Source organism: Arthrobacter sp. fls2-241-R2A-172 (assembly GCF_030208885.1).
Taxonomy (GTDB): domain Bacteria; phylum Actinomycetota; class Actinomycetes; order Actinomycetales; family Micrococcaceae; genus Arthrobacter.
On the sequence record NZ_JARVTB010000002.1, the window covers coordinates 233,413 to 254,195 of the forward strand.

The window sequence follows — 20,783 nt, forward strand, 5'->3', positions numbered from 1 at the left end:
CAATGACTGATATCACAACAGAAAAGGCGCGCATCGGCGCGCCCTCGGCCCAGCCGTTTATCAACGGCTTCACCGAGGAAGGCGAGAACCTTTCGCCCGTCAACACCGGAACGAACACCAGCACGACGTCGGAGCAGCCTTCCGCTGGTCCGCTCGGCGGCGCTTCGGCCAAGAGCCACTCGCATGGTGGCGGCGTGGGCATCCCCGACAGCTCCCGTGCAGGCCGTCTCACCTCATACAAGCTGGCTGACTTCAAGCCGTTGAACGGCCTTGAGGAAGACTGGCGCTTCACCCCGCTGAAGCGCCTGCGCGGCCTCCACACCGAGGTGCTCAACGGTGCAGCTCCCACTGTCAGCGTCACGGCGCCTGCCGGCGTCGTTGTTGAGACCGTGGGCCGCGACGACAAGCGCATTGGCCAGGCAGCCATCCCGGAGGACCTCGTGTCCGCCAATGCATGGGAGAACTTTGCCGAAGCAACGGTTGTCACTGTCCCCGCCGAACTGCAGGCCGAAAGCGAAGTTTCGGTCCTGGTCACCGGCGCCGGAGAGGCACCGTCAGCCCAGCACATCGTGATTGTGGCGGAGCGCTTCTCCAAGGCTGTCGTTGTCCTTGACCACCAGGGCACTGCCGTGGTGTCCGAGAACGTCGAGATCATCGTCGAAGACGGTGCTGAACTGACAGTGATCTCACTCCAGGAATGGGCTGACACCGCTGTCCACGCGTCATCGCAGCAGGCGAAAATCGGCCGCGATGCCAAGTTCAAGCACATCGTGGTCAGCCTTGGCGGCGACCTCGTGCGTGTCACGCCGTCCACCCGCTTCACCGCACCTGGCGCCGACGTCGAGATGTTCGGTCTCTACTTCGCCGATGCCGGGCAGCACCTGGAGCAGCGCCTGTTCGTTGACCACGCCGTGGCCAACTGCAAGTCGAGGGTCCTCTACAAGGGCGCACTGCAGGGTCGGAATGCCCACAGCGTGTGGGTCGGCGACGTCCTCATCCGCAAGGAAGCAGAAGGCACTGACACCTACGAGGCCAACCGCAACCTGGTCCTCACCGATGGCGCCCGCGCAGACTCCGTGCCAAACCTGGAAATCGAAACCGGTTTGATCGAGGGGGCCGGCCACGCCAGCGCCACCGGCCGTTTCGATGACGAGCACTTGTTCTACCTGATGGCCCGTGGCATTCCCGAAAAGGTTGCCCGCCGCCTGGTGGTCCGGGGCTTCCTCAACGAGATCATCCAGCAGATCAAGGTCCCGGCAATCGAAGAGCGCCTGACCGCGGCTGTTGAGCGCGAACTCGCCGCGACCGACAACTAAGACAGGCCAGGCAGGACAACCATGAGTGAAGAAACCAAGGGCGAACTGGTATGCAACGCCAATGACATCCAGGTCAAGCAGGCGCTGCGCGTCCTGATCGGTGACTACCCCGTAGCCATCGTGAGGGACTCGATGGGCGAAATCCACGCCATCGGCGATACCTGCTCGCACGCAGACATCTCACTGTCCGAAGGTGAGGTTGAAGGCTGTGCGATCGAGTGCTGGGGACATGGTTCCCAGTTCGACCTGCGCAGCGGCCAGCCCCTCCAGCTGCCTGCCTATGACCCCGTCCCGGTTTTCGCCGTCACCATCGATGGCGACGACGTCTATGTGGACGTGACCAACGTTGTGAACGGTGCATCGGTAGATAACTACTGAGCACCCAGTACCGCCAGACTTACGAACGAAAAGAAAGAAGAGCATGTCAACTCTTGAGATCAAGGACCTGCACGTCAGCATTGAGACGGAGCAGGGCACCAAGGAGATCCTGAAGGGCGTCAGCCTGACCATCAAGACCGGTGAAACCCACGCCATCATGGGTCCCAACGGTTCGGGCAAGTCCACCCTCGCCTCCACCATCGCCGGCCACCCGCGTTACACGGTCACGAGCGGCACCATCACCCTGGACGGCGAAGACGTCCTGGAGATGAGCGTCGACGAGCGTGCACGTGCAGGCGTTTTCCTGGCCATGCAGTACCCGGTAGAGGTTCCCGGTGTGACCATGACCAACTTCCTGCGCACCGCCAAGACAGCCATCGACGGCGAAGCGCCGGCCCTTCGCACCTGGACCAAGGACGTCAAGGCAGCGATGCAGCAGTTGCGCATCGACGCTGACTTTGCCCAGCGCAACGTCAACGAAGGCTTCTCCGGTGGCGAGAAGAAGCGCGTCGAGATCCTCCAGTTGGAACTCTTCAAGCCGAAGTTCGCCATCCTCGACGAGACCGACTCCGGCCTTGACGTCGACGCCCTCAAGGTAGTGTCCGAGGGCGTTAACCGCGCGCACGAAGAGGGCAACATGGGCACGCTGCTCATCACCCACTACACGCGTATCCTGCGCTACATCAAGCCTGAATTCGTCCACGTTTTCGTAGACGGCAAGGTTGTTGAGGAAGGCGGCCCCGAGCTCGCCGACCGTCTCGAAGAAGAGGGCTACGACCGCTACGCTCCCGGCGCCGGCGTAGCCGTTGCCCCTGCCGTGCAGGCCTAGTTAGGATCATTCCATGACCGAAATCAACGCGGCGCGCACCAGCCTCGAGGACGTCGAGGAAGCGCTCAAGGACGTCATTGACCCGGAACTTGGCGTCAATGTAGTGGACCTGGGGCTTCTGTACGGGCTCAAGTATTCAGACGAAGACGGCGCGCTCCTGATCGACATGACACTGACAACGGCGGCATGCCCGCTGACGGACGTGCTTGAAGAACAGGTAGGCAAGTCGCTCGACGGCGTCGTTGATGACTGGCGCCTGAACTGGGTATGGATGCCGCCATGGGGTCCCGAGCGGATCACCGACGACGGCAAGGACCAGATGCGGGCCCTCGGCTTCAACATCTGATCAGCATGTTTCACCCGCTCGCAGCGGGAAAAGAATGGTTCCGGGCAATGTGCCCGGAACCATTCTTTTGTTAGCAGCGAAAGTCCTAGGGAGCGGCAACTCCGAAGGTGTCGCATTTGTTGATGTCACCCGTGGTGTAGCCCTGATAGAACCACTTCTGGCGTTGTGCACTGGAACCGTGCGTCCACGATTCCGGGGATACCCGCCCGGTGGCCGCTTTTTGAATACGGTCATCGCCGACGGCGGAGGCGGCCGACAGGGCGTCCTGCAGGTCCTGCTCGGTCAGGGGATCCAGGAACGGCTTGCCGCTTGCATCGGTTTGCGTTGTGGCGTGCCGGACCCACAATCCTGCGTAGCAGTCGGCTTGCAGTTCCACCCTGACACCACCGGACTGGGGACCCTGCGGGTCCTGCTGTGCCTTATCGAGGTTGCCCAGGAGGTTCTGCACATGGTGTCCAAATTCGTGGGCCACCACATACTCCTGCGCCAAGGGTCCGCCGGAGGAGCCGAAGCGTGTCACCAGTTCATCGAAGAAGCCGGGATCGAAATAGGCTTTCACGTCCGTGGGGCAGTAGAAAGGGCCCACATCCGTTGTCGCGGGGCCGCAGCCAGTGTTGGTTGCTTGGCTGAAAATGACAGTCCCGGGGCGGGAATACTTCACGTTGTACTGGGCCAGATATGTTGGCCAAAATGCATTGAGGCTGTTCACCGTGCCCGTGATCCGGCAATCCAGTCGCTTGTCGGCGTCTGCGCCTGTCTGGCACTCCTGGAGGCCGCCCGCGCCCGCGGTACCGCTTTCGATGGCAGGCGGTTGGGTACCGCCGCCCGTCAGGTCTCCCAGGATACTGGGGTTGATCCCGAAAAGGGCCAGGAGCAGCACCACAATGCCGCCACCGATTCCACCACCGATCTTGGTTCCGCGGCCCATCCCGCTGCCACGTCGGTCTTCCACCTGGGAAGGGTCAAGCTGCGCACCGTCATTGAAACTCATACAGTCAGAATAGACGTCACTTTTGGTGCTTGGTGCTGGACACTGCCGTAAAATTGGCTGGATGCCTTTCCTGGACAAACTTCAGCTCTGGGCCGATGAGCGCCCACACGACACCGCCGTCGTCGTGGGAAATGCCGGGCTCACCTGGGCCGGACTCCGCGATGCCGCAGCAGCGCTGCTCGGCACTGCGGGAGCCACCACTGTTCTTGCCGAACCCAACTCATTGCGGTTCGTGGAACGTTATGCGGCGGCCGTGGCCGGGAAACGGCGGTGTGCTGTCCTGGATCCGCAATGGCCGGCCCACATGGTCGAGGAAGTCTCGGCGCGCATCCTGGATTCGGGCCCGGCGGAAGGTACGGGGTTGGAAGACGGCGATCCTTCCAGCACGTTCCTCATCGGCCTCACTTCGGGTACCACGTCCATCCCGAAGGCCTTCACGCGTTCGCGCAGCTCGTGGCAGGCGTCCTTCGAAGCATCCATAGAGTTCTTCGGCCTCACAACATCGGACCGGACATTGGCCCCGGGACCATTGTCAGCCAGCCTTAACCTGTACGCCCTCTCGGAGTGCCTGTACGCGGGAGCTGCCTTCCACACGCTTGACTCCTTCGACGTGGGTGAAGCACACTCCGCCATCAGCCATGACGGCATCACGCGCCTGGTCCTTGCACCCACCATGCTGCGGCTGCTCAGCGAACGTGGCCTTGCGGGGGACGTTGACGCATCGGGCCTTCGAAGCATCATTTGCGCTGGTTCAAAGTTGGACGCCCGCACCTTGGAAGCGGCCCGGCGATGGGCCCCGCATGCCGCAATTTACGAGTACTACGGCGCCTCGGAGTTGAGTTTCGTGTCCGGTACCCGGCTCCCTGCGGGCGAACGGCTCGACGCTGGCGGCACCGGCATTGGCAAGCCGTTTCCAGGCGTGGAACTGCGCATCCTGGATGACAAGGGCCGGTCCCTTCCCGACGGCCGGCACGGAAATATCAGCGTGCGCAGTGCAATGGTCAGCAACGGCTACCTGTGGGGTGATGACGGGCAGGCCCTGCGATGCCTGGACGGTTGGTACACCGTGGGTGACCAAGGCTATGTGGAGGACGGGATCCTCCACATTCTGGGGCGGCGCTCAGACATGATCCTTACTGCCGGCAAGAACGTCTACCCCCACGAGGTGGAGCTTGCCCTCGCCTCGGTTCCGGGGATAGAAGTGGCTGTTGCTGCCGGGGCGCCTGACGATATCCGCGGGCAAAAGGTGATTGCCGGCGTCGTACCTGCCTACGGCGCCGTCACCGCGACGCAGCTGCGTACCGGATTGGACGGACTGCTTGCAAGGGACAAATGGCCGCTGCAGTTCTTCGTGCTCGCGGAGCTGCCCATGACGGACCGGGGCAAAATCAGCAGGGGTGTCCTTTTGGACTGGATCAAGAACCACGACCCGCGGGCGCAGCCCCTTGGCTGACGCAGCACCCATGAACGTGCACGCGGACGAGTCCCTCCAACCGGTGATCATAGCGGCGCTCCGTACCCCCATTTGCCGCGCCAATGGCCAAGTGAAGCACTTCCGCGCGCCGGATCTCCTGGCACCGGTGATCCGTTCATTGGTTGAATCGGCGGGCGTGGATGCCGCCGCGGTTGACGACGTCATCATCGGAAACGCGGTGGGCGGCGGAGGAAATGTGGCGCGCTTCGCGGCGCTGCAGGCCGGGTTGCCAATCTCGGTTCCTGGACTCACGGTGGACCGGCAGTGCGGCTCGGGACTGGACGCCATCGCGTTGGCGTCCCGGCTGGTGGCAGCCGGCGGCGGCCCCCTCTATATTGCCGGTGGCGTCGAAAGCATCAGTACCGCTCCCGCCCGGGCCAACAGGAACGACGACGGCGGCCTGGACTTCTACTCGCGCGCCACCTTTGTGCCAATGCAGTACGGCGACCCGGATATGGGGGTGGCCGCCGAAAACGTGGCACGGGAATGCGGCGTGTCACGGGAACGGCAGGACGACTACGCACTCCGCAGCCATCGGAGGGCGGTCAGCGCCGCCGAAGACGGCAGGTTCGTGAGCGAGATGGTCTCCCTGGCGGGCCAGGAAACGTCGGTGACCCGCGATGATGGTCCCCGCCCCTCGCTTCGCGCGCCGATGATGGCGAGGTTCCCTGCAGCCTTCGTGCCCGGAGGAACAGTCACCGCAGGGAATTCGTGTTTCGACGCGGACGGTGCCTCCGCCGTCGTCGTTACCTCCCTCAAGCGCGCACGGGCCATGGGCGCGAAGGACGGCTTGCTGGTTTTGGGCTGCGATACCAGCGGTGTAGATCCGGAACTGCTGGGCGTCGGTGCTGCCTACGCGGCCGAAAAGCTCCTGTCGGAACTCAGAGTGGCACCGGACGACGTCGACCTCATCGAATTCAATGAAGCGTTTGCCGCCCAGACTATTGCTTGCCTGGACCACCTGGGGATCGCGCCGCAACGGGCGAACCTGGACGGTGGAGCCTTGGCGCTGGGCCACGCCTACGGTGCGTCGGGGGCGGTCCTGGTGACCCGCCTCCTGGCCCAGGCGCGCCGCCGGTACCTTCAGTCGAGGGAGTCGCCCTTGGGGCTGGCAATGATCAGCATCGCCGGCGGCATGGGAACAGCGGCACTTATGCGGTACTCAAGGCTCTAGCGGGTCTTCCGGCTCACCCAGGCCGCGGGCAGCCAACGCATCGCCCGTCTGCCGGGCGTACGCCACGGTAGTGATGAAGACAGGGAGCACTAAAGCCCGGGGGTTGCGCTCCAGGCCACGGGCCCGGGCTGAGTCGCGCACATCGGCGAAAGCTCCGGCGATGAACGGGATGCTCCGAAGCATCACGGCGATGGTCAGGGCAAAGCGTTCGGGGTCGGCTCCAAAGCGCCGGAACGGCTTGGCCAGTGAGACAACGCCATCCAGGAGGTCCTGCACCGGAGTGGTGGCCGTGAGCACGGATGCTGCCACCACGCACACCAGGATATTGAGGACGATCCGGGCCGCCGTGGATCCTCCGAGTTGCCACCACTGGAACAATCCAATGACCAGCACGATGGGCGCCACCATCCGGATGGCTCCGGCAAGTCGCCGCAGGCCTGCTCCGCTGAGCAGGAACAGGCCACACATGATGCAGAAGACCACCAGGGAAACGGCCCAGTCGACCACCAGGAAGGATGCTGCCCCGCAGGCGGCCACCACCAGGAATTTCAGCAACAGGGGTGCGCGATGGATCACGGACTTCCCGGGAACGTAGTTGGCGATCAGGAAACCATGGCCCCTCACCTCGGCACGTCGCCTGTCCTGCTTCCGGTCGGAAGCTCGTCCAACGCCGCCGCGCAAAGCATCCGGTACCGTGCGACGCCTTCTTCCGCATCGCCGTCGAACACTATCCGGCCCGACTCGACAACCAGGACACGGTCCATATCCATCGCCAGGTCCAAATCGTGGGTGGACATGATGACCTGCTGGTCCAGGCCTGCGATGGTGCGGCGAAGGAGCTCCCGGTTGCGCAGGTCCAGCAGCGTGGATGGTTCGTCGAGGACCAGCACCTTGGGGTCAACCGCCAGCACGGCCGCCAACGCCAACAACTGCCGTTCTCCGCCGGAAAGTTCGTAAATGCTCTGGTCGGCCAGGCCCAGGAGGCCGAAACGGGTAAGGACTGTTTCGGCCCAGGCAGCGCGTTCTTTGGAGTTCTTGACGGAACGGCGGAGTGAAAGCTCTACGTCTTCACGGCCCGTCGGCATGACCAGCTGCGACAGGGGATCGGTAAACACGAAACCCACGTTTCGCCGAACCCTTCGAACGTTTGCCACGGTGTCATCGCCGTGGACTACGATCCTGCCCTCGCTGGGTGCAACCAAGCCATTGAGCAGGCGCAGCAGTGTGGACTTGCCGGAACCGTTGGCCCCTATGACGCCAATGCGCCGCTCAGTGAGCTCCAGCGAAATGTCATGCAGCAGGGTCTTGGCAGTGTCGCTGCCGTCAACCGAAACGCGTACCGAGACGCCGTCGAAATGGATGGAATTCATGCGGTGATAGTTCCTGGCCTACTTGACCCGACGGACCAGGACATCAGGAAAGGCCTTGTGGATAGCAAGTGCAATGACCACGGCCAGCACGTTCTTGAGGATGTCTCCCGGGTAGAAGGCAAGGTCGGCAACGAAAGCCTTGCCAAAGTCGAGTTTGCCGTTCACCATCATGCCCAGTACACCGAGACCGTGGATGATGACGACGCTGCTGACCATGGCGGCGGCGAAAAGCCACAGCCCCCGGTACTTCACCGTCCGGCGGATCACGACGGCGGCCAGGTAGCCGGTAGCGGCAGCGGCCAAGGGGAAGGCCACAATGTAGCCTGCGGAAGGCGTCGCCAGGATCCCCAAGCCGCTGCGTCCACCACTGAAGATGGGCAACCCTGCCAGGCCGAGCAGGACATAAAGCCCGACGGCGGCGAACCCGCGTCCAGCACCCAACACCAGTCCGCTAAGCATCACGGTGAGGGTCACCAAGGTGATCGGGACTCCCAATGCTCCTATCGGGATTCCGGGGACGATCGAGGAGGCTGCGACGAGCGCTGCGAAGACAGCGATAAGGCCGATGTCAGTAGCGGTCCATCGCCGACGGGCGGGTGCAGTAGTGAGCTGCGCTGTGGCAGAGTCGGTCTGGCTCATGAAGGGTCCAATCAGGTGTGATGCGATGCGGTGTGTGCGGAACTTCCCCCTGCATTCGAGGGTACGGACGCCACGGGACCCTCATTTTGGAGCCTTCCCACAACGCACGCCGCGGATTCTTTGAAGGGTGCCCCAAAATTTCGCTGGGCGGGCAAATGCCAGTCCCCGGCCGGGGTACCGGTAGACTTGAACAGGCTGTTCTCACAGCCCACCCCGCCGCAGCTGTCAGGCTCCGCACCTGACCGGGCCCACCGGTCCCCGCAGGCGTTCCCCATTGAAAGGCATCACCCGAATTGATTACCGTCCAGGACCTCGAACTCCGCGCCGGCGCACGCCTGCTCATGGACCAGGTTAACTTCCGGGTGGACAAAGGGGACAAGATTGGCCTCGTTGGGCGCAACGGTGCCGGCAAAACCACTCTGACCCGCGTCCTCGCAGGCGAAGGGCTCCCTGCTGGCGGCAAGGTAACCCGCAGCGGCGAGATCGGCTACCTGCCGCAGGATCCGCGGACGCCTGACATGGAGCAGCTCGCCCGCGACCGCATCCTCTCCGCCCGTGGCTTGGATGTCGTGGTGGGCAAACTCAAGAAGGCACACGAGGACATGGCCAGCGAGGACGCCGCCGTCCAGCGTAAAGCCATGGGCCGTTACGACCGTCTCGAAGCAGAATTCCTGGCAGGCGGAGGTTACGCTGCCGAAGCCGAAGCCGCGGCGATCTCCTCTAACCTGGCGTTGCCGGACCGCCTCCTGAACCAACCGTTGAAAACCCTCTCCGGTGGACAGCGCCGCCGCGTGGAACTGGCACGAATCCTATACTCCGACGCAGAAACCCTGCTCCTGGACGAACCCACCAACCACCTGGATGCCGACTCCATCACCTGGCTCCGGGACTTCCTGAAGAACCACCAGGGCGGCCTGATCGTGATCAGCCACGACACGGACCTGCTCGAGGCCACCGTCAATAAGGTCTACCTCCTTGATGCCAACCGCGCCCAGATCGATTACTACAACATGGACTGGAAGCGTTACCTGCTCCAGCGTGAAACGGATGAACGCGCCCGCAAGCGCGAACGTGCCAACGCCGAAAAGAAGGCCCAGGTCCTGATCGACCAGGCGAACAAGATGCGGGCCAAGGCCACCAAGGCAGTAGCAGCCCAGAACATGGCCAAGCGTGCCGAGCGGCTCCTCAGCGGCCTGGAAGCTGTCCGTGAGAACGATCGCGTAGCAGCACTGCGCTTCCCGGATCCTTCACCGTGCGGCAAGACCCCTCTCACGGCCGAAGGACTCAGCAAGTCCTACGGCTCGCTGGAAATCTTCACTGATGTGGACCTGGCCATCGACCGCGGCTCCAAGGTGGTTATCCTGGGCCTCAACGGTGCCGGCAAGACCACCCTGCTGCGCATGCTCGCCGGAGTCGACAAGCCCGACACAGGTGACATCATCCCCGGGCACGGCCTCAAGGTGGGCTACTACGCCCAGGAGCACGAAACCCTGGATGTTGATCGCACCGTTCTCGAGAACATGCGCTCATCGGCGCCGGACATGAAGGACGCCGAAGTCCGCGGCATCCTGGGTTCATTCCTCTTCTCGGGCGACGACGTCGACAAGCCCGCCGGTGTGCTCTCGGGTGGAGAAAAGACGCGCCTGGCCCTGGCCACCATCGTTGCCTCCAGCGCCAACGTTCTGCTGCTGGACGAACCCACCAACAACCTCGACCCCGCCAGCCGCGCCGAAATCCTGGGCGCGCTCAAGAACTACAGCGGCGCCGTCGTCATGGTCAGCCACGACGAAGGTGCCGTATCGGCGCTGAACCCGGAACGCGTAGTGCTGCTTCCGGACGGCGTTGAGGACCACTGGAACGAGGACTACCTGGACTTGATCACGCTGGCGTAAGCGTCGCCTAGCGGACCTGCAAGGGTTCGGCGTCGGTGACGCGCGCCAGCTCTTGGTAGCTGATGGAGAACATGGAGTTGTGGTCTCCGGCTCCTGCCCAGAGCAGTGGGTATTCCCGCAGCGAACTGTCCAGGATGGTTCGGAGTTTCTTAGGGTGGCCCACTGGGGCTACACCTCCTACTTCCTGGCCGGTGTGCTCCAGCACGAATTCCGGTGTGGCGCGGCGGATCTTACCCGTACCCAACTGTGCTGCAACCAATGCTGTATCAACCTTGGCGGCGCCGCTGGCAAGGATCAGCAGGGGAGCGCCGTCGAGCTCGAAGATCAGGCTGTTGGTGATTGCGGCGACGTCGCAGCCCAACACGGAAGCAGCGGCGGCCGCCGTGGGAACCTTGTCCGCAAAGATGCGGATAGTGTCCTGGGCCCCCGCCGCGGTCAACGCCGCCTTTACGTTCAGTACAGTATCCGGAATCATTCAGTAGCCTTGGGCATCAAGGATGGCGTCTTCCTCTTCTTCGGACGTGGGCCTCTTGTTCTTTCGCGCCGCCGGGGTGCGGGGCTTGGGTGTCCCGCCGGCGGCAATGATCCCGTCGTCCTCTTCCTCTTCGGCGTCGATTGCCGCGTTGCGTGCCTGCTGGCGTGCGGCATAGCCGAAACCGATGAACATCAGCACACCGAAAGCGAACCACTGCAAGGAGTAGGAAAGGTGCGTACCCTCTTCCGTGGCCGGCTTCGGGAACGGCGTGGGCATCGGTTGCACCGCAGGGTCCTCACTGGCCAACTGCCCGTAGGCTCCCGTGGCGATGGGGTACGGGAGTTCTTTGGCGAAGCCGGCAAGGTCGATTGAGGCGAGCTGCCCATCCACGGCACCGCGGTCAAGCTTCGGCTCGGCAGGTTTCAGCCGGGCGACTACGGTGACTTCGCCTGCCGGAGGAGCCGGCACGACGTCGGGTCGGCCGGGCGTATTGTTGCCGATAGGCAACCAGCCACGGTCAATCACCACGGTCTCGCCGGTGGTAAGCCGGAAGGGAACCACGACGTCGTAGCCCGGCTGGCCATTCAGCGGACGGTTACGGACAACGCGCTGCCCGTCGAGGTCGTAGCTGCCCCGTAGCTGGACCTGTGTCCACTCGCGTTCGGGGTCCAGGGCACGGAACTGGTCACTGATCTCAGAGAAAGGGATGGGGGTCGCTGAGTAATTGCTGACCACGCGGTTGATTTCGGCAAGGGTCTCGGCCCGGCGGTCCATTTGCCAACGCCCCAGGAAGACGCATGCGGTGGCAAAAATCACGGCCAGGACAAAATACCCCAGCCATTTGCTGGAGAAAAGGAAACGGTACATTCAGCCGGCCTCGTTCGCAGGGTCCTGGTGGGCCACGAAGGGCACGGTTTCCTTCCACAGGCCGCGGGTCTGAAGGTAGTCTTCCAGCCACTCCCGGTGTTCCCCGCAGGAGAGCCACACTTTCCGCCGCTCCGGAGTATGGATGCGTGGGTTGTTCCACAGAAGCTGCCACTCAGCACCGGCACGGCATCCCTTCCTCGAGCATGTCGCCGGTCCCTGGGCCTGTCGGGATTCCTGGTCCGACAGACCAGGTCCGCCGAGGCTAAAGATATTCATGAAGTCGCCTGTTCATCGCCGGGTTCCCCGGCCTCGCTTGCTTCGCCACTGGTGTGTTCGGCACTGCGGGACGGCGGATCATCATCCACCAGCTCGCCTTGGAGCACCGTTGGCGTGTCTGCGGATCCATCGTCCGCAGCTTGGTATGGCCTTTCGATTTCCGGCACCGCCACGTAATCCAGCAGGGACTCGCTGTGCACCTCGGCCTTGTCGCTGCCATTGGCGATGACGACGGCAATCCAAGGAAGGAAGACAGCACCTGCAATGGCGATGATCTTAAACCAGCCGTCCACCACAAAGATCAGGATGATGCAGACCATGCGGATTCCCATGGCGATCGCATACTTGGCCATGCGCTGGCGCATGTCCTCGGAATGGGCAGCTGCCGCATCGGTGATGCTGTGGACTTCGGGGTCGCCGGAAACAGCGTCCGGATCTCCGGGCACTTGCTGCAGGGGACTGCTTCCTGGGGTCACAGTTGAATCATCACGCTCCAAAGGCCTCTTCCAATTCTCTCACCAAGCCGGTAGCCGCCCAAACCGCGCAGGGCCCTTCATGCCCGCAGGTTGCTGCGCATGGCGGATAAGATCGACAAAGGAAAATCCCTGCCGCAGCGGCACCGAATGCCGCGGAACCTGGAGCATATGTATGTCTGAAGCAGTATCGGCCCCCCGCAGCGTCCTCATTACCGGTGGCAACCGCGGCATCGGCCTCGCCATCGCCCAATCTTTCCTCGCCAACGGCGACAAGGTCGCTGTCACTTACCGCAGTGAAACAGAACTGCCTGAGGGAATCCTGGGCGTCAAAGCCGACGTGACCGATGAAGCTTCGATTGATGCAGCATTCAAGATCATCGAGGAAGCGCACGGCCCCGTCGAGGTGCTGGTGGCGAATGCGGGGATCACCAAGGACACCCTGCTGCTCCGCATGAGCGAAGAGGACTTCACGTCGGTTCTGGACACCAACCTGACCGGCGCATTCCGCGTCATCAAGAGGGCCTCCAAGGGGATGATCCGTTTGCGGAAGGGCCGCGTGGTCCTGATTTCGTCCGTGTCGGGCCTCTACGGCGCTCCTGGCCAGATCAACTACTCCGCGTCCAAGGCCGGCATGGTGGGTATCGCGCGGTCGCTGACCCGCGAACTCGGTAGCCGCGGGATCACCGCGAACGTCGTAGCTCCGGGCTTCATCAATACCGACATGACTGCGGAACTGCCCGAAGAAACGCAGAAGTCGTATCTGGCCAACGTTCCGGCCGGCCGCTTCGCGGAGGCAGCTGAAGTAGCCGACGTCGTCCGCTGGGTAGCCAGCGACGAGGCTGCCTACATTTCAGGCGCTGTCATCCCCGTGGACGGCGGACTGGGAATGGGCCACTAGCCACTACGGCAGTTTTTTGTCCGGGGGCGACAAAGGCTTTGGTCCGTGCCACTGGCAAGATGGAAACCGAGTCCACGGAATTTGGATGAAGTGAACAAAAGGAGCACGAATGGGAATGCTGGATAACAAGACCGCGATCGTCACGGGGTCCTCCCGTGGTATCGGCGCGGAAGTTGCCAAGATCCTCGCTGGCGAGGGTGCCGCCGTCGTCGTCAACTACCGCCAAAAGGCGCCCCGCGCCAACAAGGTTGTAGCTGACATCCAGGCGGCTGGCGGCCGGGCTGCGGCCGTGGGAGCGGACCTCACCACGGACGAAGGCGTACACGCCTTGGCCAGCACCGCGATGGAGGAATTCGGCTCCTTGGACATCCTGGTGCTCAATGCTTCGGGCGGCATGGAATCCGGCATGGAGGAAGGCTACGCGCTCAAATTGAACCGCGACGCCCAGGTCAACATGCTCAATGCCGCTGTGCCGCTGATGCCGGAGGGCTCGCGGGTTGTCTTCGTCACCAGCCACCAGGCCCACTTTGTGGAAACCGTGCCCACGATGCCCGAATACGAGCCCGTTGCCAAGAGCAAGCGTGCCGGCGAGGACGCACTGCGCGCCCTCCTGCCGAACCTGGCCGACAAGGGCATCTCCTTGGTGGTCGTTTCCGGTGACATGATCGAAGGAACAGTGACTGCCACCCTCCTGGACCGTTCAAATCCAGGTGCCATCGAAGCACGCCGCGCCGAAGCCGGAAAGCTCTACTCCGTACAGGAGTTTGCCGCGGAGGTTGCCAAAATGGTTACCGCCGACGTGGAATCGGGACACACCGAATACGTTGGCGGCTCTGACTACTTCAACAAGTCAGGCGAGTAGCAGCAGTAGATCGCCACATACGGAACGGCCCGGGACAGCGTCCCGGGCCGTTCCGCTTTAAGTCTCCGGCTGCATTTCGAGGTAGAAGAATGCTCGATGACAATTAGATAAATATCACCAAAAACCGCGTCACGAATTTCAAAAATCTGTTTTGCGCTTTTCCTTTTGCATTTGTTCCGGGCGTCTGATTGACTCTGAAAAGCGCCTCCTTCGAGGCCTGTCACACAGGAGTTTCTTTGGACTTACTACTGCATGCGGATGATATCCATGCGTCCTATGAACAACGGCAAATCCTCAATGGGGTCAGCCTTTCGCTGAATCGCGGCGAAATTCTCGGCATGATCGGAACCAACGGTGCCGGAAAAACAACGCTCATGGGCGTCCTCGCAGGGACCCATCAACACCAGGCCGGCCACATCATGCTGGCGGGCGAGAAGTATCGGCCCGAGTCCGCAGAGGAAGCGCGAGCTTGCGGCGTCGGGCTCATCCCGCAGAACTTCCGGCTGGACCCTGAATTGACCATCGCCAAGGCAATCTTTCGAGGAACATTCCAGGGCGGCAAGCGCCATGAAGAACTCCGTGGCCGGGCCGCCGAACTCATCCGGGACATCGGCGTCACCATGGATCCGGACGCCAAGGTGGGCACCCTGATCCGCGCCGAGCAGGCTCTTGTGGAAGTTCTCAGGATGGTTGCCGAAGAAGCCCAGTTGGTCATCATGGACGAGGTTGCCGCGTCACTTCCGGACCACGATGTTGCCGTCCTTCATCAGGTCCTGCGCATGCTGACCAGGCAAGGCCGCGCAATTATCTACATCACCCATCGCCTGGATGAGGTCCGTTCCATCGCCCACCGCATCGCTGTGCTCAGGGATGGCAGGGTCCATAAAGTCCTGGAAGCCAGCCAGACCAACGTAGACGAACTGGCGTTCCTGCTCCTCAATCACGAGTTGGAGGGCAACGTCAGGCCCACCGGGCGATCAGACACAGGGGAGGCCTTGCGCGTGGTCGACCTTAGCGTCGATGACGCCGTGCGGGGAGTCTCCTTTGACGTCTCCAAGGGAGAGTTTTTCGGCCTTGTGGGAACACATCGCTCCGGCGTCTATCAGCTGGTCGAGGCATTGGCAGGCGTACATCCAAGCACCTCCGGCGAGATCCGCATCCGGGGTGAGCGCGTGGAGATCCGCGGGATCCACGACGCAGCGAGGCTAAAGATCGGTTACCTCTCAGATACGGCCGAATCGGCGCCGACCGATGCCAGCATAACGGAAGGCCTTCAGAGCAGCGGCAGCCCGAGCGGGGACCTGGAGGAGGAGATCGCCACGTTGAGGAGCGTGGTTGAGGTGGTTCGACGCATGCGCATCAACACCACCAACATCCACGGTGCCTTGGACACTCTTTCCGGAGGTGACCGGCAAAAGGTGCAGCTGGCCAAATGGATGAGTGCCGGCTGCGATGTGCTGATTCTCAGCCACCCCAGCCGCGGCATCGACATTGGCGCCAAGGAAGTCGTCTACGAGATGCTGAGCGAACTCAGCGAGCTCGGGGTCGCGATCATTCTGTTGTCGTCGGATTTGTCGGAGTTGGTTGGCTGGTGCCACCGGATCGGGGTGATGCGCGAGGGCGAGCTGGTCACCATTGAGGCCAATGCCAACACGAACGAGGACGTCCTGGTCCACCACATGCTGGGCGTGAAGTTCGAGTCGGGGACCAGAGACGCGCGGCGGGTCATGACCTGATCCGCAGCCGGTTATCCGGAATAGGTTACTGATGGCGAAAAAGGACGGTCGCGGTGTACGCGGCCGTCCTCTCCCGTTCAAAACGCAGGCGCTAGATACTGACGCCCTTGGATATGCTGCTGAGTTTGTGGCGTGCCAGGGCCAGGTTCGCGTACGTGCGATCAAGCACCAAATACACGAAAAGGCCTTTGGAGCCTTCAGAGTTCAGGACGTTGATCAGGTGGTACTGGGTGCCCAGGGTGATGAGGATGTCTTCGATGTTGCTGTCCAGCTTCAGATCCGCCATGGTTCGCAGTTTTGAACTGACCACGTTGGAGTTGCCGGCCGCGGCCACCCCGAGGTCGAAGCCGGGGTTTCCGCCCTGCGCCAGGGCCATTCCGCTGGAGTAGTCAACGATGGCTGCCCCTGTAGCGCCCTCTATGGACAGCAGTTGCTTCATGGCGTCATCAAGTGAGCTCATAATGGATTCTTCCTGTTCTGTTTCGTCATGGCCGGAATCCGTGAAGTACATGGTTCGGGTCTCCTGGTATAGAGGCGTTCCGCTGGAAGATCCAGGCTCGAACACCTCCGCTGCCGGCAGTTCGTCCCCTTGAGGTTCGACCCCGAGGAATTCATGAAGTGGTGTCGGACTTTCTTCTGCGGCAAAGGACGTCAATTCGCCGGCGTCCAGACCGTCATTACGCTTCCACCACTTCCATGTGCGTCCCGAACGGTCCACCACCTGCCCTGCACTTCCTTCATCCCGGACCGTTATTGCATAACGGATGTCCTTTTGAAGTTTCCATCCTCACATACGGAATTGGGCGCAGCATATTCCCCTGGACATTTAATGCGATCGGGTGACAATCGAATAAATTAGTGCGAATTCACCGTCATGAAATGCAAGGCGCCTACACTTATGCGCTTTCAATCTCATGGCAAATAGGGCAGTAGCCAGGGAAGACTCCGGCGACCTAGACGTTGGCGATGTGCCGGACTGCGTCCAGATACGGCATGTTGATGGCGGCGTCCGCCACGGCGCGAACGGCCGGTTTGGCATTGAAGGCAATGCCGATCCCGGCTGCACCCAGCATGTCCAGGTCGTTGGCGCCATCACCCACCGCAATGGTGTGCTCCAGGCTGATGCCCTCGGCAGCGGCCCATTCGCGCAGGTATTTCTCCTTGGCAGCGCGGTCAATAACCGCGCCGAGTACCTTGCCGGTCAACGCGCCGTCGACAATTTCCAGCTCGTTGGCGATCCAGTAATCCAGGCCCAGCCCGCCCGCAATCGGTTCAAGGATCTGGTTGAACCCACCTGACACAACGGCCACGGTGTGGCCGGCGGCCTTGAACGCCGCAACCAGTTCAGCCGCACCGAGGCTGAGGCGAACTTCTTCCCGGACGGAATCGACGACGGCGGCAGGCAGCCCGGCGAGCACTGCAACCCGCGCGTGGAGGCTCTGTGCGAAGTCGAGCTCGCCCCGCATGGCTGCCTCTGTGACAGCAGCGACTTCCTCCCGTTTACCTGCATGGGCGGCCAAAAGCTCGATGACTTCCTGTTGGATCAAAGTTGAGTCGACATCCATGATGAGCAGCTTCCGCGCTGCCTGCCGCAGCCCCTGGGGAACAATGGCCGTATCAACTCCAGGGCCTGCCACCTCAGCTACCTTGCGTCGCACGCCGGCGAGGTCCGAGGCCGCATCCTCCAGAGGCGTGAGTTCCACTGTGTGAACGGCGAAGCGCTCATCTGCGGAGTGTGATTCGGACGACACTGTGACGCCGGCGCCAGCCAGGGCAAAGCGGATATTTTCCAGGGATTCGGCGGTCAAGTTCACGCCATAGCTGACCGCAGCCAAGTTCGAAGTCATGGCCCCAATCCTACTGAGGGCGCCGCACCCGCCCGAATTCATTTCATGTCACCGGGCATGCGCCGCAACCGGTTATCAGTCATGTGGATTTTTGTCCTAGTGTCTACTGCTATGAGTGATGTTCTGGAATTGGCTTCCGTCAGCGTTGTCCGAGGCAAAAAGACCCTGCTGGACAAGGTTGACTGGCAGGTCAACGAAGGCGAACGCTGGGTCATCCTGGGCCCCAACGGCGCCGGCAAGACGACCCTCCTCCAGATTGCCGCAGCGCGACTGCACCCCAGCAGCGGCCAGGCAGGGATTCTCGACGAAGTTCTTGGACGCGTCGACGTCTTTGAACTGCGTCCCAGGATCGGACTGTCGTCCGCAGCACTTGCGACCCAAATCCCGGAACACGAGAACGTGCTCAATGTGGTGGTCACGGCAGCCTATGGCGTAACCGGCCGCTGGCGGGAAGGCTACGAACGCGACGACGAACGTCGTGCTTTCCGCCTGCTCAACGACTGGGGAATGGGCCCGCTGCTTAACCGCACCTTTGCCACCCTGTCCGAAGGGGAGCGCAAGCGCGTCCAGATTGCCCGGGCACTCATGACCGATCCTGAACTGCTTCTCCTCGACGAACCTGCAGCCGGCCTGGATGTGGGGGGCCGCGAAGAACTCGTCCACAAGCTCGGCGAGCTCGCCAGCGACGAGGACGCCCCTGCCATGGTCCTGGTGACCCACCACCTTGAAGAAGTGCCCCCGGGCTTCACCCACGCCATGCTCCTGCGCGAAGGCGGTGTCGTGGCCGCGGGTCCCATCAAGGAAGTGTTGACTGACGAACACCTGAGCAACACCTTCGGCCTGCCCCTGAACGTTACCGAAAACGCCGGCCGCTACACGGCCGTCGCCCGCCGATAGGCAGACCCGAAACCACAATGGAAATCCTTAACGACATCCTGGTCTTCTTCGCGGGCTTGTGGGCCGGAACCATCAATGCGGTGGTCGGCTCCGGCACGTTGGTGACCTTCCCTGTACTTATTGCCATTGGTGTGACGCCGGTGGTTGCCTCCATGAGCAATGCCATGGGCCTGGTAGCGGGCAACGCCGCCGGTGCATGGGGCTATCGGCGCGAGCTTGCCGGTCGCGGCAGGCAGTTGATGAAACTGTTGCCGGCCTCGTTGCTGGGCGGTATAACCGGGGCTTGGCTGCTGCTGCACCTGCCGGAGAAGGTGTTCCACTACGTCGCCCCTGTGCTGCTGGTGGTGGCACTGCTGATGGTGGTCTTCCAGCCCAAGCTGCAGGGCTGGGTGCGCAGCAGGGAACAAAACCCCGAGCATGCGATCCGCGATCGAAGCCACGGCGTACTGCTGGTGGTCCTCGTGTACCTTGCCGGTGTTTATGGTGGCTACTTCGTCGCAGCCCAGGGGATTCTCCTGGTGGGAATCCTGGGGGTCTTCCTCTCGGGAACCATGCAGAACGCGAATGCCATGAAGAACATCTTGGTCCTTGGCGTCAACATGGTCGCCGCCGTTTCCTACTTGATTTTCGCCTTTGACCGCATCGAATGGTTCTTTGTCCTGATCATTGCCGTGAGTTCCACCATCGGCGGACTCATCGGTTCGAAAGTGGGGCGGAAGCTCTCCCCGAAAGTCCTGCGGGCCGTCATTTTCGCGCTCGGCCTCGTTGCACTGGGCTTCATGATCGCCAACCTGCTGAAGTAATCCCCTGTGACCTTTCACTACCTAGAGTCCGCAGATGATCCACGCGTCACGGACTACACCACCCTCACCGACGTCCACCTTCGCAAACTCCGCGAGCCGGAGGAGGGCATGTACATCGCCGAATCCTCCCGGGTACTCCGCCGGGCGCTGGCTGCGGGACACCAGCCTCGTTCTTTCTTCCTTGCCGAAAAGTGGTTGGCGGACCTCGACGACGTTTTCCGGCAATACCCCGACGTACCGGTTTTCATTGGCAAGGCCGACCTGCTGGAGCAGATCACCGGGTTCCACCTCCACCGCGGAGCGATGGCAGCCATGCACCGGCCAGCGCCTGTTCCCTTGGAAGAACTCCTCGCGAAAGCCCGGCGGGTGGCCGTGCTGGAGGACATCGTGGACCACACCAACGTGGGCGCAATCTTCCGGTCGGCGGCAGCGCTGGGTGTCGACGCAGTCCTGGTCTCGCCACGGTGCGGTGATCCGCTGTACAGGCGCAGCGTCCGCGTGAGCATGGGCACGGTCTTCCAGGTCCCGTGGGCGCGCTTGGAAAGCTGGCCGGATGACTTGTCCCGTCTGAAGGAACAGGGCTTCACCGTGGCCGCCATGGAGCTGACGGAGGATGCGGTAGACCTCGACGATCTGGCCGCCCGGCAGATCCCCAAACTTGCCCTGGTCCTTGGTACCGAAGGCGCGGGCATGAGCGAGGAAACGCTCGCCGCCGTCGATCTCGCCGTCAAAATCCCGATGCGCGCTGGCGTCGATTCACTCAACGTGGCCGCTGCCTCGGCAGTGGCGTTCTGGGAACTCCGTCCGCGGGACTGAAGCCGGTTCGTATGGCATGGACGTTTCCGCTATGATTGGTTGTTGGCCCAGCCGCTGGAATATCCACTTTCCAGTGACGGACCACCTCCATTCATACCTGGCAGCTGGCAAAATCCAGTTGCGTGAACAAAAGGTCCCATTATGAAGTCTGATATCCACCCGAAGTACGAAGCTGTTGTCTTCAACGACCTGGCCTCCGGTACGCAGTTCCTGACCAAGTCCACCGTGTCTTCCTCGAAGACCATCGAGTGGGAAGACGGAAACACCTACCCGGTTATCGACGTCGAAATCTCTTCGGAGTCCCACCCGTTCTACACGGGCAAGCAGCGCATCATGGACTCCGCTGGCCGCGTCGAGCGCTTCAACGCTCGCTTCAAGGGCTTCGGCGGCAAGAAGTAACCACTTCACCCCGAGTCTTTAC

At 62.2% G+C, this 20,783-nt stretch carries 24 protein-coding genes; 14 read left to right on the forward strand and 10 right to left on the reverse strand.

All coding sequences use genetic code 11. The features are described 5' to 3' along the window. The first annotated feature begins 2 nt into the window (after positions 1 to 2). The 4 genes from sufD to QRM57_RS03945 are packed head-to-tail and all read left to right on the forward strand — an operon-like array spanning position 3 to position 2,869. Entirely contained in the window at positions 3 to 1,316 is a 1,314-nt protein-coding gene (sufD, locus tag QRM57_RS03930; protein ID WP_257368129.1) for a Fe-S cluster assembly protein SufD, read from the forward strand. Positions 1,317 to 1,337: 21 nt separating this feature from the next. After that, positions 1,338 to 1,694, forward strand: a complete 357-nt coding sequence (locus QRM57_RS03935) for a non-heme iron oxygenase ferredoxin subunit (RefSeq protein WP_257368128.1) — start codon at positions 1,338 to 1,340, stop codon at positions 1,692 to 1,694. 43 nt (positions 1,695 to 1,737) lie between these two features. Then, the gene (gene sufC, locus QRM57_RS03940) at positions 1,738 to 2,523 is read left to right on the forward strand and encodes a Fe-S cluster assembly ATPase SufC (RefSeq protein ID WP_257368127.1); all 786 of its coding nucleotides are present in this window, start codon (positions 1,738 to 1,740) and stop codon (positions 2,521 to 2,523) included. Positions 2,524 to 2,536: 13 nt separating this feature from the next. Further along, positions 2,537 to 2,869: a metal-sulfur cluster assembly factor gene (locus QRM57_RS03945; protein WP_018777579.1), complete on the forward strand. Its 333-nt coding sequence runs from the start codon at positions 2,537 to 2,539 to the stop codon at positions 2,867 to 2,869. An 85-nt stretch (positions 2,870 to 2,954) separates the two neighbouring features. Here the strand turns inward: QRM57_RS03945 and ypfJ are convergent, their stop codons facing one another. Beyond that, entirely contained in the window at positions 2,955 to 3,860 is a 906-nt protein-coding gene (gene ypfJ, locus QRM57_RS03950) for a KPN_02809 family neutral zinc metallopeptidase (protein ID WP_284985662.1), read from the reverse strand. 61 nt (positions 3,861 to 3,921) lie between these two features. On the opposite strand from ypfJ, the gene QRM57_RS03955 reads away from it, so the two are divergent. Next, positions 3,922 to 5,313 carry a class I adenylate-forming enzyme family protein gene (locus QRM57_RS03955; RefSeq protein ID WP_284985663.1) on the forward strand — a complete coding sequence of 464 codons (1,392 nt, stop codon included), beginning with the start codon at positions 3,922 to 3,924 and terminating at the stop codon, positions 5,311 to 5,313. 10 nt (positions 5,314 to 5,323) lie between these two features. Next, positions 5,324 to 6,508 (forward strand): thiolase family protein, encoded by a 1,185-nt coding sequence (locus QRM57_RS03960; RefSeq protein ID WP_284985847.1) that lies wholly within the window; start codon positions 5,324 to 5,326, stop codon positions 6,506 to 6,508. Here the strand turns inward: QRM57_RS03960 and QRM57_RS03965 are convergent. Genes QRM57_RS03965 through QRM57_RS03975 form a run of 3 tightly spaced genes read right to left on the reverse strand, consistent with a single transcriptional unit; the run spans position 6,497 to position 8,517 of the window. After that, the gene (locus QRM57_RS03965; protein WP_284985664.1) at positions 6,497 to 7,132 is read right to left on the reverse strand and encodes an energy-coupling factor transporter transmembrane component T family protein; all 636 of its coding nucleotides are present in this window, start codon (positions 7,130 to 7,132) and stop codon (positions 6,497 to 6,499) included. The genes QRM57_RS03960 and QRM57_RS03965 overlap by 12 nt on opposite strands. After that, complete coding sequence (locus QRM57_RS03970) at positions 7,129 to 7,878, reverse strand: energy-coupling factor ABC transporter ATP-binding protein (RefSeq protein ID WP_284985665.1); 750 nt, start codon at positions 7,876 to 7,878, stop codon at positions 7,129 to 7,131. Before QRM57_RS03970 ends, QRM57_RS03965 begins: the two co-directional genes overlap by 4 nt. 18 nt (positions 7,879 to 7,896) lie before the next feature. Continuing rightward, positions 7,897 to 8,517, reverse strand: a complete 621-nt coding sequence (locus QRM57_RS03975; protein WP_284985666.1) for a biotin transporter BioY — start codon at positions 8,515 to 8,517, stop codon at positions 7,897 to 7,899. Positions 8,518 to 8,810: 293 nt separating this feature from the next. Between QRM57_RS03975 and QRM57_RS03980 the strand changes: the two genes are divergently transcribed. Further along, complete coding sequence (locus tag QRM57_RS03980; RefSeq protein ID WP_211712652.1) at positions 8,811 to 10,409, forward strand: ABC-F family ATP-binding cassette domain-containing protein; 1,599 nt, start codon at positions 8,811 to 8,813, stop codon at positions 10,407 to 10,409. Between the two features lie 7 nt (positions 10,410 to 10,416). Here the strand turns inward: QRM57_RS03980 and QRM57_RS03985 are convergent, their stop codons facing one another. Genes QRM57_RS03985 through QRM57_RS04000 form a run of 4 tightly spaced genes read right to left on the reverse strand, consistent with a single transcriptional unit; the run spans position 10,417 to position 12,524 of the window. After that, positions 10,417 to 10,884 (reverse strand): YbaK/EbsC family protein, encoded by a 468-nt coding sequence (locus tag QRM57_RS03985; protein WP_284985667.1) that lies wholly within the window; start codon positions 10,882 to 10,884, stop codon positions 10,417 to 10,419. Further along, entirely contained in the window at positions 10,885 to 11,751 is an 867-nt protein-coding gene (locus QRM57_RS03990) for an SURF1 family cytochrome oxidase biogenesis protein (protein WP_257368120.1), read from the reverse strand. Then, entirely contained in the window at positions 11,752 to 12,027 is a 276-nt protein-coding gene (locus QRM57_RS03995; protein WP_257368119.1) for a hypothetical protein, read from the reverse strand. Then, on the reverse strand, positions 12,024 to 12,524 hold the full coding sequence (locus QRM57_RS04000) for a DUF3099 domain-containing protein (protein ID WP_284985668.1): 501 nt from the start codon (positions 12,522 to 12,524) through the stop codon (positions 12,024 to 12,026). The genes QRM57_RS03995 and QRM57_RS04000 overlap by 4 nt, the downstream gene beginning before the upstream one ends. Before the next feature lie 151 nt (positions 12,525 to 12,675). Between QRM57_RS04000 and QRM57_RS04005 the strand changes: the two genes are divergently transcribed. The 3 genes from QRM57_RS04005 to QRM57_RS04015 all read left to right on the forward strand — a co-directional run bounded on the left by QRM57_RS04005 (position 12,676) and on the right by QRM57_RS04015 (position 15,999). Beyond that, entirely contained in the window at positions 12,676 to 13,401 is a 726-nt protein-coding gene (locus QRM57_RS04005; RefSeq protein WP_235521759.1) for a beta-ketoacyl-ACP reductase, read from the forward strand. 109 nt (positions 13,402 to 13,510) lie between these two features. Further along, on the forward strand, positions 13,511 to 14,263 hold the full coding sequence (locus QRM57_RS04010; RefSeq protein WP_235521760.1) for an SDR family oxidoreductase: 753 nt from the start codon (positions 13,511 to 13,513) through the stop codon (positions 14,261 to 14,263). Positions 14,264 to 14,499: 236 nt separating this feature from the next. Beyond that, positions 14,500 to 15,999: an ATP-binding cassette domain-containing protein gene (locus QRM57_RS04015; protein ID WP_284985669.1), complete on the forward strand. Its 1,500-nt coding sequence runs from the start codon at positions 14,500 to 14,502 to the stop codon at positions 15,997 to 15,999. Between the two features lie 91 nt (positions 16,000 to 16,090). Here the strand turns inward: QRM57_RS04015 and QRM57_RS04020 are convergent, their stop codons facing one another. Together QRM57_RS04020 and serB are read right to left on the reverse strand one after the other, a co-directional pair. Next, positions 16,091 to 16,720, reverse strand: coding sequence for a hypothetical protein (locus QRM57_RS04020; protein ID WP_284985670.1), 630 nt, complete (start codon positions 16,718 to 16,720; stop codon positions 16,091 to 16,093). Positions 16,721 to 16,952: 232 nt separating this feature from the next. Beyond that, entirely contained in the window at positions 16,953 to 17,846 is an 894-nt protein-coding gene (gene serB / locus QRM57_RS04025; protein WP_284985671.1) for a phosphoserine phosphatase SerB, read from the reverse strand. 111 nt (positions 17,847 to 17,957) lie between these two features. Between serB and QRM57_RS04030 the strand changes: the two genes are divergently transcribed. The 4 genes from QRM57_RS04030 to QRM57_RS04045 all read left to right on the forward strand — a co-directional run bounded on the left by QRM57_RS04030 (position 17,958) and on the right by QRM57_RS04045 (position 20,761). Continuing rightward, positions 17,958 to 18,743 (forward strand): ABC transporter ATP-binding protein, encoded by a 786-nt coding sequence (locus tag QRM57_RS04030; protein WP_257368113.1) that lies wholly within the window; start codon positions 17,958 to 17,960, stop codon positions 18,741 to 18,743. Positions 18,744 to 18,760: 17 nt separating this feature from the next. Then, positions 18,761 to 19,546 (forward strand): sulfite exporter TauE/SafE family protein, encoded by a 786-nt coding sequence (locus tag QRM57_RS04035; protein WP_284985672.1) that lies wholly within the window; start codon positions 18,761 to 18,763, stop codon positions 19,544 to 19,546. A gap of 6 nt (positions 19,547 to 19,552) precedes the next feature. Continuing rightward, positions 19,553 to 20,362: a TrmH family RNA methyltransferase gene (locus tag QRM57_RS04040; RefSeq protein WP_284985673.1), complete on the forward strand. Its 810-nt coding sequence runs from the start codon at positions 19,553 to 19,555 to the stop codon at positions 20,360 to 20,362. Between the two features lie 141 nt (positions 20,363 to 20,503). Further along, positions 20,504 to 20,761, forward strand: coding sequence for a type B 50S ribosomal protein L31 (locus QRM57_RS04045; RefSeq protein WP_017200906.1), 258 nt, complete (start codon positions 20,504 to 20,506; stop codon positions 20,759 to 20,761). Positions 20,762 to 20,783: the final 22 nt, after the last annotated feature.

Bases quoted from the DNA above. Each gene is read 5' to 3' on its own strand.
- sufC (WP_257368127.1), top strand. From the start codon at position 1,738: ATGTCAACTCTTGAGATCAAGGACCTGCACGTCAGCATTGAGACGGAG.
- QRM57_RS03960 (WP_284985847.1), top strand. From the start codon at position 5,324: ATGAACGTGCACGCGGACGAGTCCCTCCAACCGGTGATCATAGCGGCG.
- QRM57_RS04010 (WP_235521760.1), top strand. From the start codon at position 13,511: ATGGGAATGCTGGATAACAAGACCGCGATCGTCACGGGGTCCTCCCGT.
- sufD (WP_257368129.1), top strand. From the start codon at position 3: ATGACTGATATCACAACAGAAAAGGCGCGCATCGGCGCGCCCTCGGCC.
- QRM57_RS03985 (WP_284985667.1), bottom strand. From the start codon at position 10,884: ATGATTCCGGATACTGTACTGAACGTAAAGGCGGCGTTGACCGCGGCG.
- QRM57_RS03945 (WP_018777579.1), top strand. From the start codon at position 2,537: ATGACCGAAATCAACGCGGCGCGCACCAGCCTCGAGGACGTCGAGGAA.
- QRM57_RS03990 (WP_257368120.1), bottom strand. From the start codon at position 11,751: ATGTACCGTTTCCTTTTCTCCAGCAAATGGCTGGGGTATTTTGTCCTG.
- QRM57_RS03995 (WP_257368119.1), bottom strand. From the start codon at position 12,027: ATGAATATCTTTAGCCTCGGCGGACCTGGTCTGTCGGACCAGGAATCC.
- QRM57_RS03975 (WP_284985666.1), bottom strand. From the start codon at position 8,517: ATGAGCCAGACCGACTCTGCCACAGCGCAGCTCACTACTGCACCCGCC.
- QRM57_RS04005 (WP_235521759.1), top strand. From the start codon at position 12,676: ATGTCTGAAGCAGTATCGGCCCCCCGCAGCGTCCTCATTACCGGTGGC.
- serB (WP_284985671.1), bottom strand. From the start codon at position 17,846: ATGACTTCGAACTTGGCTGCGGTCAGCTATGGCGTGAACTTGACCGCC.
- QRM57_RS04030 (WP_257368113.1), top strand. From the start codon at position 17,958: ATGAGTGATGTTCTGGAATTGGCTTCCGTCAGCGTTGTCCGAGGCAAA.
- ypfJ (WP_284985662.1), bottom strand. From the start codon at position 3,860: ATGAGTTTCAATGACGGTGCGCAGCTTGACCCTTCCCAGGTGGAAGAC.
- QRM57_RS03970 (WP_284985665.1), bottom strand. From the start codon at position 7,878: ATGAATTCCATCCATTTCGACGGCGTCTCGGTACGCGTTTCGGTTGAC.
- QRM57_RS04045 (WP_017200906.1), top strand. From the start codon at position 20,504: ATGAAGTCTGATATCCACCCGAAGTACGAAGCTGTTGTCTTCAACGAC.
- QRM57_RS03935 (WP_257368128.1), top strand. From the start codon at position 1,338: ATGAGTGAAGAAACCAAGGGCGAACTGGTATGCAACGCCAATGACATC.
- QRM57_RS04035 (WP_284985672.1), top strand. From the start codon at position 18,761: ATGGAAATCCTTAACGACATCCTGGTCTTCTTCGCGGGCTTGTGGGCC.
- QRM57_RS03955 (WP_284985663.1), top strand. From the start codon at position 3,922: ATGCCTTTCCTGGACAAACTTCAGCTCTGGGCCGATGAGCGCCCACAC.